General features: G+C 41.9%; 11 protein-coding genes. 6 read left to right on the forward strand and 5 right to left on the reverse strand.

Annotation, left to right across the window (positions count from 1 at the left end; all coding sequences use genetic code 11):
• Window positions 1-52 precede the first annotated feature (52 nt).
• Window positions 53-994, reverse strand: coding sequence for a glycosyltransferase family 2 protein (locus POV27_RS10405; RefSeq protein WP_272862706.1), 942 nt, complete (start codon window positions 992-994; stop codon window positions 53-55).
• Complete coding sequence (locus POV27_RS10410) at window positions 987-1,898, reverse strand: glycosyltransferase family 2 protein (RefSeq protein ID WP_272862707.1); 912 nt, start codon at window positions 1,896-1,898, stop codon at window positions 987-989. Before POV27_RS10410 ends, POV27_RS10405 begins: the two co-directional genes overlap by 8 nt.
• A 68-nt stretch (window positions 1,899-1,966) precedes the next feature.
• Between POV27_RS10410 and POV27_RS10415 the strand changes: the two genes are divergently transcribed.
• Together POV27_RS10415 and POV27_RS10420 are read left to right on the forward strand one after the other, a co-directional pair.
• Window positions 1,967-2,794 (forward strand): 2OG-Fe(II) oxygenase, encoded by an 828-nt coding sequence (locus POV27_RS10415; protein WP_272862708.1) that lies wholly within the window; start codon window positions 1,967-1,969, stop codon window positions 2,792-2,794.
• Entirely contained in the window at window positions 2,791-4,413 is a 1,623-nt protein-coding gene (locus tag POV27_RS10420; RefSeq protein ID WP_272862709.1) for a S8 family peptidase, read from the forward strand. The genes POV27_RS10415 and POV27_RS10420 overlap by 4 nt, the downstream gene beginning before the upstream one ends.
• 4 nt (window positions 4,414-4,417) lie before the next feature.
• Here POV27_RS10420 and POV27_RS10425 read toward each other — a convergent pair whose 3' ends face one another.
• Both POV27_RS10425 and POV27_RS10430 read right to left on the reverse strand, forming a co-directional pair.
• Window positions 4,418-5,101, reverse strand: coding sequence for a cell division ATP-binding protein FtsE (locus tag POV27_RS10425; protein ID WP_272862710.1), 684 nt, complete (start codon window positions 5,099-5,101; stop codon window positions 4,418-4,420).
• 32 nt (window positions 5,102-5,133) lie between these two features.
• Window positions 5,134-5,607: a tail fiber protein gene (locus POV27_RS10430; protein WP_272862711.1), complete on the reverse strand. Its 474-nt coding sequence runs from the start codon at window positions 5,605-5,607 to the stop codon at window positions 5,134-5,136.
• A 139-nt stretch (window positions 5,608-5,746) separates the two neighbouring features.
• Here POV27_RS10430 and POV27_RS10435 point away from each other — a divergent pair, with 139 nt between their 5' ends.
• The 4 genes from POV27_RS10435 to POV27_RS10450 all read left to right on the forward strand — a co-directional run bounded on the left by POV27_RS10435 (window position 5,747) and on the right by POV27_RS10450 (window position 12,979).
• Window positions 5,747-8,770, forward strand: a complete 3,024-nt coding sequence (locus POV27_RS10435; protein ID WP_419179946.1) for a tetratricopeptide repeat protein — start codon at window positions 5,747-5,749, stop codon at window positions 8,768-8,770.
• A 35-nt stretch (window positions 8,771-8,805) separates the two neighbouring features.
• Window positions 8,806-10,611, forward strand: a complete 1,806-nt coding sequence (locus POV27_RS10440) for a TonB-dependent receptor (protein ID WP_272862713.1) — start codon at window positions 8,806-8,808, stop codon at window positions 10,609-10,611.
• Window positions 10,612-10,791: 180 nt separating this feature from the next.
• Window positions 10,792-11,193: a hypothetical protein gene (locus POV27_RS10445; protein ID WP_272862714.1), complete on the forward strand. Its 402-nt coding sequence runs from the start codon at window positions 10,792-10,794 to the stop codon at window positions 11,191-11,193.
• A gap of 151 nt (window positions 11,194-11,344) precedes the next feature.
• Window positions 11,345-12,979: an amidohydrolase gene (locus POV27_RS10450; RefSeq protein WP_272862715.1), complete on the forward strand. Its 1,635-nt coding sequence runs from the start codon at window positions 11,345-11,347 to the stop codon at window positions 12,977-12,979.
• Here POV27_RS10450 and POV27_RS10455 read toward each other — a convergent pair whose 3' ends face one another.
• Entirely contained in the window at window positions 12,980-13,762 is a 783-nt protein-coding gene (locus POV27_RS10455; RefSeq protein ID WP_272862716.1) for a membrane metalloprotease, read from the reverse strand.
• Window positions 13,763-13,799 lie beyond the last annotated feature (37 nt).

Genomic DNA, 13,799 nt, shown 5'->3' on the forward strand with positions numbered 1-13,799 from the left:
ATGCCCTTTGAAAGTCATTCGCGCGAATGACTTTTCCTTTTTTATGCCCAGACTACTTTTGATAGCTATTCACAGAAATCCCCAAGTTTTGAAGGACCAATTTCATCCAACGGATACCATGCAAAAGAAAGTTGGGCAATTTCAATAGGAGTCGTTGCTTCCAGGATAAATTAGCAGGATCTATCGGGTCGACCATTTTTCGGAAATTCACTTTATCACCTCCCAATTTGTACATTTTGCCTTTTACATATCGCTGAAAATCCAGGTATTTTTTAATGTCCTTTCGGTCCTTGAATTGCGCTTCGTAACGATCGTAATCGGGAATGATTTTGTCGCCCAGTCCTTTTTGGGTAATCTGATTTTCAGAATCAAAGGCATACTGCACCAAAGGTTGTGAATGATAGGCCATTTTATAGACGGCATGCGCACGGATATTGAAATCCACATCTTCGCTAAACCGGATGGCTTCGTTGTAGTACCCCACTTTTTCAAAGACTTTTTTATGCACGCATAAACAGGACGGGTAATAAAAATTTTGGTTGAGGTTAGAGGCAAAAAAATTGGCTACGACACCATGTTTGTCCACTCCTTCGATATGGAAATCATGATGGATGGTCTTTCCGTTTTTCAATAGCACTTCGTACTTGGTGGCAAAAAGTGAAGTCTCGGGGTAGGTTTCTATTAAAGAATTAATGGTTTCTAGAAAGGTGGGTTTCCAAGTGTCATCGGCATCTAAAAAAGCAATATAATCTGCTTTGGCCACTTTAATTCCTGTATTTCGGGAGGCCGATAAGCCTTTGTTCACAGAATGCTCTAAATATTGAATCCTAGAATCTGAAATGGCTTGTGCCTTTTCGAAACTCTGATCGGTAGAGCAGTCGTTAATAATGATAATTTCAAAATCGGTAACCGTCTGTTTCAGTACACTTTTAAGGGTGTCCTGAATGTAATTTTCCTTGTTGAACAAGGGTATGACGACCGTAAACCTAGGCATTCAATTTCTCTTTTAATAAGGTATAGTGGTACAGACGGTAGAGGTCGAACCACCTTAAATTAGGGTTGTTGGAATATAGGTTTTTTTCAATTCGTTTTTCGAAAGCTCCAATGAACCCTTTGAATATTCCCAAAAGCCCCCATTTTTTCAATTTTAAATATAATTTCTGAACGGGTCTGAAATCTTCCGGAAAGTTCCCTTCCCTGTGAAACTGTAGGCTGGTCTCTAACGACTGAATGGATTTTTTGATAAAGGTTTTGGTGTTCTCCAATCCAAGATGATACACTGGATTGTCTATATGGGCTACTGTAATCCCATTTTTATAAATAAAATAGGACACAACATTATCCAATCCATATACATTTTCTGAAACCAGATTCACCTCGAAAAATGTATCCTTTTTAATCAGGAGATTTTGGGAAATGATAAAATGCGGGCTTTTATTGCGCTCCTTCACATTTTTAGCTTCCCGATCGGAACCGTATTTCCATCGCAGGATTTGTTGTAATTCTGGCTTCTCCTTACGATATGCCACCCCTCCAAAAACAATAGGTGAGTCCTGAGACTGGGTAAGGGAAAATCTTTTTATGAAATCTGGATACTTAGGCATGACATCGGCATCTAAAAATAGGAGCCAATCGAATTGGGCCTGCTTTGCCAGAAAATCCCGGGTAGCAGTGCGCCCTAGATTCCTTTCATGTCGAAGAAGCCGGCAATGTGTGAGTTGGTCAATACCTTGATTTGCTTCAGTAACATCTTGATCCGTAGAAGCATCATCTGCTACCATAATTTCGAAATCATGTCCCGCTTCTAGGCATTGCCGATGGATGTTTTCCACCAAGGAGAGCACGTTTGTATTGTATGTAGGGATAAGTACCGACAGCATGGCTAGTAAGAGATACAAAAATAGGCTTTTGGTTGTATTTATGTTTTATAATTAAACTATTTTAGGGGCGGAAAGAGAAGGAATCTATGGAGACCAAAGCCATTGCGGACATTATTTTAAAAAGACTTAGCGAAGAAAAAGAAGCCATTACCCAGCAGTATACGGCATCCAAGGAAGGCATTGGTCACTTTTTTGTGGACGATCTACTTCCTGAATCCTTGGCACGAGAGATTTACGAAGCCTTTCCCAAAAAGGACCAAATGGTTCGTAAAAAGAGCTTACGCGAATACAAGTATGTGGCTGCTCAAATGGATCAGTACAATCCGTTGTTGGAAAAGGCGATCTATGCATTTCAAGATCCTAGGATTGTAGATTTGGTAGGGGAAATTTGTCGCATCGAAGACTTGGAGCCAGATGAAAACCTCTATGCGGGTGGAATTTCACTCATGGCCGAAGGTAATTATTTAAATCCGCATCTCGACAATTCGCATGATAAGGATCGTGATCGTTGGCGCATACTCAACTTGTTGTATTATGTGACACCGAATTGGGAAGATGATTACGGTGGGCATTTGGAGGTTTGGCCAGGGGGACTGGAACAACCGCAAGTAACCTTACATAGCCGTTACAATCGATTGGCCGTTATGGCCACCCATAGAAAATCATGGCATAGTGTGAGTCCAGTAGTAGCCGAGGGGGAACGATGCTGTGTGTCCAACTATTATTTCTCCAAGACGCCACTTCGGGAAGACGATACCTTTCATGTGACCAGCTTTAGGGCGCGTCCCGGTGAGAAATTAAAAGATTTCTTGTTGGGAACGGATTCCAAATTACGCATGATGATTCGTAAAGTATTTAAAAAAGGGATTCGGGAGAACCCGCATCAATACAAAAAGGAAGACCAAGAGAAATGAGGCAACTGTTATTTTTATTGTCATTGGTTTGTTTCGTGTCTCTAGGTTATGGGCAACAGGATACCGAATGGTTTTATTTCCGAGCCAAGGATTCGGTAACGATCCCTTTTCAAAAGAAAAACAATAGGGTGGAATATGCTGGACAGGATGCCAAATTGAAGGCACTTTTCAGCAAATATGAAATCTATCAATTCAAAAAAACACAAAAGTGGGCCACCAAGGAAAACTTGTACAAAACATACTTCGCAAGGACCAATTCTAAAGCTTTTTTAAATGATGTGCTGGAAAATGCCGCTCATGTATTTATTTCCGGTGAAATAGTGGATGAAGAGGACAAGAAGATATACGAACCCAATGATTATGGTTTAACAAGCACCATAGGAGAGAATTTGGGATTGCCTGTAAATATGGATTATCTCGATTTTCTAGGCTTGCCCAAAGCTTGGTATTATACTACAGGAAGTAAGGATGTGGTCATCGGGGTTGCCGATGGTGCTGTGAATATCGATAATGCCGATTTCAAAGGGAAGATCAATGTAATCGGTAAAACCATAGATGTAAAATCCCATGGTGACGCCGTAGCTTCCTATGTAGCGGGACAAGGGGATAATGCAGAGGGAGTAACAGGGGTTTGTTATGACTGCAGTATGACTTCAACGGGTTTCAACTTTTTCAATGTACGGGAACTCAATACGCCAGGGCTCAGAGTGATTAATTGCAGTTGGTCCCGGCGTTCGTATGTAGAAAAGGACAAGCAATCCGTGGCCGACTTCTTTAAACGAGGAATTTTAATCGTAGGAACCTCTGGAAATGTAGGGTGGGACAAGCACAAGGATAAACTGCTTCGTTATCCAGGAGCTTATGATCACGCTATTTCTGTTTCCACTGCCATGTATAAGTATCCCGATGTTTTGGACAATATTAAAGTAGATGCCAAGGGGAATTACTATGCGGAAAACATTCGTGGTTTTGTAGGCAGAACCGTTGGTTTTAAGGATAACGATACTACCCAAACCTACCGTATTTGGCCTTCTTCCACGACCAATATGAACGATGCGGTAGACATTCTTGCACCTAGTGTAGGAATGTTTAAAGTGTCCCAGTATAGCATCGATAAGAGTATAGAATATATAGGCGATGAGGCTACCTCGCCAGCCGCTCCTTTGGTGTCGGGTACCATTGCCCTTATGTTTTCTTTGTATCCCTGTCTTCCGGTTGATGAGGTAGAAGGCATTTTAAAAATGACAGCTTGGAATGTTGACCATATCAAGGCGAATAAGCCTTACTTGGGGAAGTTTGGAGCAGGGATGCTTCAAACCGGGGATGCTGTGGAAATGGTCTATCAATTGTATAATGAAAAGGAGACGGCTTATATTAAGGATCAAGATTTTTCCCGTTGGGATTTTAAACTGACTGCTTTATCTAAAGAACTTAGAATACAAGATCAGAAATTTAGGGAAGCTGCCACGCTAAATGTCAAGGCCAAGAATCGCATTGTTATTGGGGCAAATACCCATTTAAAACCCAATACTGAGGGAAGCATACGTCTTACTATAGATCCTACCTTGGAAAAAGAATGTGATTTGGTGTTGCGAGATCCCAGTATTCTGGAGGATTAGTTTCTTAGACTGTTTTCTGAACCACCTCGAACACCTGATTTTCATCACATTTCAAGGTCTTGGCAGGATATTTAAGTATCAAGGCATAATCATGGGTTGCCATGAGTATCGTATTGCCGTTTTTGTTGATTTCCTGAAGCACTTCCATAACCTCCACACTGGTCTGTGGGTCCAGATTTCCTGTAGGCTCGTCGGCGATGATCAATTCTGGATCGTTCAACAAAGCACGCGCAATGGCTACCCGTTGTTGTTCTCCACCCGATAATTGATAGGGATATTTGAAACTCTTGGTTTTCATGCCCACTTTATCCAGTACTTCATCAATTTTTTGGTCCATTTCGGCCTGATCCTTCCATCCTGTTGCATTGAGTACAAACAGTAGGTTTTCTTTCACGGTACGGTCGTTCAGCAATTTGAAATCCTGAAAGACCACGCCCAACTTCCTACGGAGGAAAGGAATGTCATTTTCCTTAAGGGTGGCCAGATCGAATCCCACCACTTGTCCTTCGCCTTCGGTTAAGGGGAGATCGCCATAGAGGGTTTTCATAAAGCTACTTTTTCCACTTCCCGTTTTTCCAATGAGATAAACGAATTCTCCTTTTTCTACCGAAACCGAGACCTTGGATAGGATGAGGTTTTCCCTTTGGTAGATGGAGGCATTTTGAAGCGACAAAACAGGTGCTGACATAATGGAATTTTGTTTAGGCGAAAGTAGTTTTTTTACCGTTGGCTTTGTGAAATCTCTTCTATTTTTTTCTTCAGGGCGTCTATTTCTTTTTGCTGTTGAAGGGTATAAAGAGTCAACTCTTCCACTTTTTCCAACAACAACAAATTCATTTCCTTTAACGCCAGACCTTCGGTTTCTATTTCATCGGCCGAGGGAACCTTGGGCAAGTGATGATTTTCTTCTATAAACTTTTCCAAGTCGGTCAAGGATAGAAGCCGATAATCGGGGTTTCGCAGCGAAGCATTTTCATAATAACTTTCGAATACATAATCGGGTGCCACAGCTCCTTTTAAGTCTACAATGACTTCTTGGGTATGTATTTTTCCCTTTACCGTGAGCAGTTCGTCTGGGTTTGACGTACCAATACCAATTTTTCCATTTTTTTCGGTAAGGTTAGAGAAGGCCATTCTTTGTGCAGTACAGCTAGTTACGCCTATTGCCAAAGCTATTAACAGTAAATTCTTCATAAGAAATCGGTTTTTCTTTCAACGTGAGTTTAAAAATAAAGTATTTTTTCGCTCGATAATATTTTACCGTAGCAAAACATACGGATTGGAAAATAAAACCGTTATTATCGAAGTAGCAGGCATGCCCAAAACCTAATTGATGATGTCCAAGAACCTAGTCTCCCTTTTTCTTTTTTTATTATTTCTAACCGGTGTAAGTGCTCAGCAATCAGCTATTTATACCAATGATCTCGAGGAGTACAACAAAGCGATAGAGTTGTACAACAACAAACAATTTCTAGCTGCACAAGCACTGTTTGCAAAAATTGAAAAAACATCAGATGACGTCACTTTAAGTGGTGATTGTGCCTACTATATTGCCAATTGTGCGGTGCGTTTAAACCAGCAGAACGCAGATGGCCTGATGGAATCTTTCGTAAAGAACTATCCTACCAGCATTAAAAAAAACGATGCCTACCTAAATGTGGCTCATTACTATTTCGAAAATGGAAAGTATCCCTATGCACGAAAATGGTTCGACAAGGTAGATGAAGCCAGTTTGGGTAGAAGTCAGGTAGAACGGTATCGTTTCAATAATGGCTATTCCTATTTTAAAAGCAAGCGCTACAATGAGGCCAAGAAGTACTTAAAAATGGTCACCGATTCTGAAAAATACGGCTCACAGGCTAAGTATTACCTCGGTTTTATTGAATACGAAGGAGATAACTACGCCGAAGCCACCGAGCTGTTTGAGCAGGTACAAGGGGAAGAGCGGTATGCCGAAGGACTGAGCTATTACCAAGCCGATATGAACTTTAAGCTTGGAAACTTTCAGAAAGCGATCGATCTGGCCAAAGAACAGTATGACAATGCCAAACCGCCCGAGAAAAGTGAACTTTCCAAAATCATAGGAGAAAGCTATTTCAACTTAAAGCAATACGCCGAATCCATTCCCTACTTAAAGGAATACAAGGGGAAGCGCGGCCGTTGGAACAATACCGATTACTATCAGCTGGGTTATGCCTATTATAAACAGGGCGACTACCAATCGGCTGTGGGGGAATTCAATAAAATTGTAGATGGACGCAATTCGGTAGCACAGAATGCCTATTACCATTTGGCAGAAAGCTACCTAAAACTAGACCAGAAGCAGCAAGCACTTAACGCTTTTAGAAATGCTTCCGAAATGGATTTTTCCCCGCAAATACAGGAAGATGCTTGGCTTAATTATGCCAAGTTGAGTTATGAAATAGGAAACAGTTATGAAAGCGTGCCTCAAGCGATTTCCTCCTTTTTGGAAAAGTATCCCAACAATGGAAATAATGAAGAGTTGAAGGACCTACTTATCGATTCTTATATCACTTCCAAAAACTACGAAGCGGCCTTGGATCTGTTGGAGAACAACAAATCCTTCAACAATAAAAAAGCCTATCAAAAGGTGGCGTTTTATAGGGGATTGGAGCTGTATTCCATAAACGATTATGCTGGAGCTGTAGCGCTTTTCAATAAATCATTGAAAGAACCCTACGATCCAATTTTTACAGCAAGAGCGACCTATTGGAAAGCGGAAAGTGATTACCACGATTCTAATTTTACGGAGTCTTTGGTAGGGTATAAGCAATTCTTGCAATTACCGGAAGCCGATAAGACACCGGAGTTTGCGAATCTTCGTTACAATCTAGCATATAACTATTTTAAACTTCAGGATTACGAACAGGCCATTACCAATTATACTATGTTCGTGGAGTCTTCTTCGAATGATATGGCCCGTAAAAATGATGCTTATCTCCGATTGGGGGACAGCCACTTCGTAAGCAGCGCGTATTGGCCTGCTATGGAAAGTTATAACAAAGCGATCGAAGGATATTCCCCCGACAGGGACTACGCTGCCTTTCAGAAGGCCATTAGCTATGGATTTGTAAACAGGAACGATCAAAAACTGGAAGGACTTAAATCCTTTGGTACGAAGTATCCAAAATCCATTTACAGGGACGACGCGTTGTATGAACTAGGAAATACCTACTTGTCCCAAGACAAAACAGATGCGGCACTGAGTGCTTACAATCAGTTGGAACGTGAAATTCCTGCGAGCAGTTACGTTCCCAAGGCGCTTCTTAAAAAGGCGTTGATTTTGGACAATGAAGGCAATAGCAACGAGGCATTGTCTATTTTCAAAAAGGTGGCCAATAAATATCCATCATCCAACGAAGCCATACAGGCAGTGGCCTCTGCTAAGATCATTTATATAGATCAGGGACGAGTAAGCGATTATGCCGATTGGGTGGCTACTTTGGATTTTGTCGAAGTAGAAGACGCCGAATTGGATGATGCTACGTACCAAGCTGCCGAAACTCCGTATTTGGAAAACAAAATGCGTCAGGCCATAGGACGATTTGAAACCTATGTGAATGAATTTCCAAACGGAAAACACGCCTTAAAAGCCAACTTCTATTTGGCACAACTGTATTTTGGCGATAAGCAAAAGGAAAAGTCGATTCCGCATTATCGCTATGTGGTCGAAAAAGATAGGAGCGAATTTACCGAGCAGGCGTTGGCGCGTATTTCAGAATTATATCTGGCTCAGGAAGATTATCGAAATGCCCTTACTTATTTGAAACGTTTGGAAGTGGAAGCCGATTTTCCGCAGAACGTAGTTTTCGCCCAAACCAACAGCATGAAATCCAGTTATGAGTTAAAGCAGTATGATGAAGCTGTGGTATATGCCGAAAAGGTATTGGACAATGGCAAGGTAGATAATAGCATTAAGAGCGATGCCCAGATTATCATAGCCCGATCTGCCATGGAAACAGGCGATGAGGCAAAAGCTAAAGAAGCGTATGCTGAGGTGGCGAAGATCGCCACGGGTAAATTAGCCGCCGAGGCCTTATTCTACGAGGCGTATTTCAAAAACAAGGAATCCGATTTCAGTGGTTCTAATGCATCTATTCAAAAATTGGCGAAGGACTATTCCGGGTATAAATATTTTGGTGCCAAGGGGCTTGTGCTCATGGCCAAGAATTTTTATGCACTGGAAGATGCCTTCCAGGCCACCTATATTTTAGAAAGCGTCATTACTAATTTCACGGACTATCCCGACGTGGTCGAAGATGCCCGGGTCGAATTGCAGGTCATTAAGGCTGCAGAGTCCAAAACCAACTCTTCCGTCGAAACCGAAGGAAACTAACCACCCATCCAAATTTTTAAACAAAACATACGTATATGTTTCATAACATTTCAAGAGCATTTTTAAGTATGGAGAAGGCCATACGTGTTTCCGTTTCCAAGAGAATACTGCTAGTATTGGCAGTCTTTTGTCTACCAATTCTGGCGATGGCACAGGAAGAGGAAGAAAAGGATTTGGGAACAGAGGTGGTAAATATCGTAAAGCCCTACACACCTAGTGTGAGCGATGCCTTTAAGGTGAAGGAGACTCCTGTGCTGAATGATTCTATTGTTACTACGAAGAAGAAAGTGGACTACAGTATTTTCTCGGTTCCCGTAGCATCTACGTTTACTCCAGCCAAGGGAACAGCGGCTACGGTAGAAAAGGCCAAACCCATCAAGCTATACGACAATTATGCCTCGTTGGGTTTTGGAAACTATACAGCCATATTGGGTGAGTTGTACAGCAATTTTCAAATAAGCCGAACCGATAATGCCGGTTTTTTCTTCCGTCATAATTCATCTCAGGGGGGAATAGACAATATTCTGTTGGAAAACAAGTATTACGATACCCAGTTGGACGGAAATTATACCAGTCGACAAAAAGATATTTCCTTCGAAATCGATGCTGGGGCGGAGCACCAATTGTACAATTGGTATGGATTGAATGATATTGCCAATGACTTCACGGCAGAAGAAATCGCGGCCATAGATCCTCAGCAGTCCTTTTTGAGTGTTTATGTTTCGGGAAATGTGGGATTGAACGAAAGCATTTTTCAGAAAGTACAGGGAGGCGTGCGATTTACAAGCGATAGTTTTTCTTCTTCTGAAATTCATTTTACCGCAAGTCCGGAATTCTTATTGCCCATTGCCGATTTTGACGTGAAAGTGAAGGGGGATTTGGATTATCTAACCGGAAGTTTCGATCGAAGCTATTTGGATGCTGGAACGGGCATCAACTACAGCTATTTGAATTTGGGAGTAACTCCTTCGTTACTCTACGTAAATAACGACTTAACCCTTTCTTTAGGGGCTTCTATCGTATTGGGAATGGATACTGAGGCGAGCGATACGGACATTTTCATCTATCCACAAGTATATGCTTCCTACCGATTGGTGGACGAACTGTTAATTGCCTATGGAGGTGCCGAAGGAGGATTGCGCCAGAACACCTATTACGAATTCTTGTCCGATAACCCATTTGTGTCTCCTACCTTACCCATCGCCCCGACCAGTCAATTGTACAATGCCTTTGGAGGATTAAAAGGGAAGCTGTCCAATTCTGTGGGCTATAATATTCGAGTATCCTACGGAAAGGAAGACGACAAGGCCTTATTTCAGTTGAATCCTTACAAAGGAAGGATTCTCACCTTAGAAGGGTATGAATACGGGAATTCCTTTGGGTTGGTGTACGACGATATCAACACTTTGGATATTTTCGGGGAATTGAAGATTGAAGTTTCTGAAAAGTTCACCATGGGGCTCAATGCCAATGTATACGAATACAGCACCAATAATCAGCCAGAAGCTTGGAACCTTCCTGATATCAGGGCTTCCGTGTTTTCCAATTTCAGCATTACTGAAAAGGTCTATGGAGGGGTTTCCCTTTTCTACGTAGGGAAGCGTCAGGAATTCTTTAGCAGTACGCAAGCAGGCGTCCCTTTCGAACCATTTGCTACCGTAGTTTCCTTGGATGCCTACTTAGATGCCAATGTGAATGTTGGGTATCGTGTAAACGACCGGCTTTCCATTTTTGCCAAGGGAAGCAATCTGTTGAATGACGATTATCAAAAATGGCTTTTTTATCCAGTACAAGGCATTCAAGGGCTATTGGGAGCTACCTATAAATTTGATTGGAATTAGAAGCAACTGTTTTATTCTTTCTGCATCTATGGTATAAATTTCATAGGGAAAAGAATAAACTTAAAGTTTAATGGGGAAAAGCGTTCTTGGGTCTGAGAATGCTTTTCTTTTTTTGGTGTTAAAATAGCCCGCCCTACGCAACACTTCTTGCTGAAAATCATCTATTTACAAAAGAAAGTTATGAAATGGAAGACGTTAGTTTATGCAATGTCTTTGGCACTGCTATTTGTAGGCTGTCAAAGCGATGATGATGGTATTACGACCCAAAATCCGAATATAGAAGGCGATTGGAATTTGGTCGAGGTGAGTGGTGGACTTCTCGGTACGGAGGACACTTTCGATACAGGTCTCATCCTATGGAACTTTGCCGATAGAAAATTGGAAGTCACCAATAGGAATACCGATCCCGAAGCCATAGATCTTTACGAAACAGGAATGTATAATTTTGGCTTCGATATGACTTCCATCCCGCTTACCCTTACCATTGGGGATGCCACGTACACCATTGATACATTTACCGATAATGAGCTTACATTAGATGATCGAGTCGCGGATGGCTATTTCATTCGATTAATTAGGTGATTCTGTAGTCCTATCCGGAAAGCATCCGAAAGGGTGCTTTTTTTATGCTTGGACTTCTCGATACTACTTTCTAACGAAAATCACTTGATCACCTTTACATATCACTTTCTCGTAACCATTATTCCCGTATTTTTACAAAAAATCAAACTACATGAAACCATCTCTCTATTTTATTTTTTGTCTGTTATTTACTTTTGCGTCTTGCGGTCAAAAGGAAGAAGTCGATTTCATCATTACCCAAGCCAAAATCTATACGGTAGATAATGACTTTAGTATGGCTGAGGCTATGGCAGTGAAGGACGGAAACATCGTTGAAGTAGGGAATAGCGAAGCTATTTTGAAGAAATATGCTGGGGAAGAAAGAAATTTGGAAGGAAAGACTGTACTCCCGGGTTTGATAGATGCTCATGCCCATTTGTATAATTTAGGGGTTACCCTTCAACAGGTAGATTTGGTCGGTACCGAGACCAAGAAAGAAACCTTAGAGAGGATTGTAGCCTTTCAAAAGGAAAAGAACAGTACCTATCTCTTAGGAAGAGGATGGGATCAAAACGATTGGGATGTAAAAGAATTCCCGTCCAAGGAAGATTTAGATTCACTATTTCCTGATATTCCCGTGGCACTAACCCGCGTAGATGGTCATGCGTATTGGGTAAATAGTAAGGTATTGGCAATGGCTGGGATCACTTCCGAAACGAAAATGGACGGAGGTGAAGTCGTATTCGGCGAAGATGGAGAACCTACAGGAATCTTGATCGATAGTCCTATGGCATTGGTTCGCAATACGATTCCGCCTGTGAATAAGGAATATAATGCCGCTGCTTTAATGGATGCCGAACAAATCTGTTTTGAATTGGGCCTTACGACCATAAATGATGCAGGCTTGAGCCGTGAGGTGATCGAATTGATCGATGAGCTTCAGCAAAAGGAGGAAATGAAAATGCGGGTATACGCTATGGTTTCCAACTACCCGGAGAATTTGGATCACTTTCTTTCTAAAGGAATCATAAAGAATAATCGTTTACATGTACGTTCGGTAAAGGTATATGCCGATGGAGCCTTGGGATCTAGAGGTGCTGCATTGAAGGAGCCTTACAGCGATAAGGAAAATCATTTTGGCGCCATGATAACCCCCATGGGCGACTTGGAAGCCTTAGCTAAAAGAATAGCCGATGCCGGTTACCAAATGAACACCCACGCCATTGGAGATTCTGCCAATGTATCGGTGCTGAAGGCATACAAAGAAGCGCTTAAGGATATGAAAGATGCTCGATGGAAAGTGGAGCATGCCCAAGTGGTGGATGTGGCCGATTTCGATTATTTTTCAAAAAATATCATTCCTAGCGTGCAACCTACCCACGCTACCAGCGATATGTACTGGGCCGAAGATCGTGTAGGTAGTGAGCGAATTAAGGGAGCCTATGCCTACAAAACCCTTTTGGAAAAGGCAGGCATTGTGGCCTTGGGTACCGATTTTCCGGTAGAAAAGGTAAACCCCATGCACACTTTTTACGCTGCTGTGGCCCGAAAGGATTTACAGCAATATCCAGAAGGAGGTTTTCGTATGGAAGAGGCACTATCCAGGGAAGAAACCCTAAAAGGAATGACGTTGTGGGCGGCCTATTCTAATTTTGAAGAGGATGAAAAAGGGAGTTTAGAACCAGGGAAATATGCAGATTTCATCATTATGGATCGAGATATCATGACCTGTCCTGAAGAGGATATTCCTACAGCAAAAGTATTGGCTACTTATATAAGCGGAGAAAGGGTGTTCGCAAGGAACTAATTAATTACCTCCTTTGGCCTGTAGATCGGCAATGCAAAGTGGGTCCAATTCTGGAACCTTAGCCTGTTGCATGAATCTTTGCAGTTCGCTTCTTCCAATGTTGGTGGCGTCGAAATACATAAGGCAATTATCCACGATGCAATGCTTTTCGGCTACAGGGTCTTCATGGTTGGCATGAATGTCATCACTCAGAATATTGGTAAGTCCCAGAATGTGGCCAAATTCATGATTCAGAACTGTACTTTCCAATATCGGTAATAAATCGGGATCGGAACCGGCTAATAATTGCAGTGTCGATTCATAAATAACCATGGAAGTGTTTCGGTAGGCCGTTCCTAGGGTAACTGTGGTTTCGGTATCGTTCTCAGACCGTCCACTGGAGAAAAACACAAAAACGGCTATATTATCCCCTTCGGTATAGATGGTGCGAACGTTATCTTCTATGTTTCGGATTTCTTGGATGGAAAAAGGAGCGCCAGGCTGATCCTGAATCGTCCTTTCCACAAAACTGACCCCTCCGGGTTTATTTACACGTGCCTCTACGAAGTTTCTAAAATTGGTCTTTGCCGTTTCGGAAGGTTCAGAAATGGCAGAGTAAGCCATTTCCACAGTCAATCTATTGTACGTACCACTTTGCATAATATCTTCGGCCGAAGTACCCAGTCCCTTCTTGTTTTCTGCAGTTGGGTCCACTGCTGCTTGTTCGTCGTCGTCTTTTTTACATCCCATAACGAAAACAAAAGTGAACAGGATAAGTATGGTACGAAAATAGATTCTGCTCATAGCACGATTTTTGTATTTTTAGCAAACTTAACTTTTA

The sequence above is a fragment of the Aureisphaera galaxeae genome (assembly GCF_028561275.1).
GTDB classification, from domain to species: Bacteria; Bacteroidota; Bacteroidia; order Flavobacteriales; family Flavobacteriaceae; genus Aureisphaera; species Aureisphaera galaxeae.

Bases quoted from the DNA above. Each gene is read 5' to 3' on its own strand.
- POV27_RS10405 (WP_272862706.1), bottom strand. From the start codon at position 994: ATGCCTAGGTTTACGGTCGTCATACCCTTGTTCAACAAGGAAAATTAC.
- POV27_RS10450 (WP_272862715.1), top strand. From the start codon at position 11,345: ATGAAACCATCTCTCTATTTTATTTTTTGTCTGTTATTTACTTTTGCG.
- POV27_RS10420 (WP_272862709.1), top strand. From the start codon at position 2,791: ATGAGGCAACTGTTATTTTTATTGTCATTGGTTTGTTTCGTGTCTCTA.
- POV27_RS10440 (WP_272862713.1), top strand. From the start codon at position 8,806: ATGTTTCATAACATTTCAAGAGCATTTTTAAGTATGGAGAAGGCCATA.
- POV27_RS10430 (WP_272862711.1), bottom strand. From the start codon at position 5,607: ATGAAGAATTTACTGTTAATAGCTTTGGCAATAGGCGTAACTAGCTGT.
- POV27_RS10455 (WP_272862716.1), bottom strand. From the start codon at position 13,762: ATGAGCAGAATCTATTTTCGTACCATACTTATCCTGTTCACTTTTGTT.
- POV27_RS10445 (WP_272862714.1), top strand. From the start codon at position 10,792: ATGAAATGGAAGACGTTAGTTTATGCAATGTCTTTGGCACTGCTATTT.
- POV27_RS10435 (WP_419179946.1), top strand. From the start codon at position 5,747: ATGATGTCCAAGAACCTAGTCTCCCTTTTTCTTTTTTTATTATTTCTA.
- POV27_RS10425 (WP_272862710.1), bottom strand. From the start codon at position 5,101: ATGTCAGCACCTGTTTTGTCGCTTCAAAATGCCTCCATCTACCAAAGG.
- POV27_RS10415 (WP_272862708.1), top strand. From the start codon at position 1,967: ATGGAGACCAAAGCCATTGCGGACATTATTTTAAAAAGACTTAGCGAA.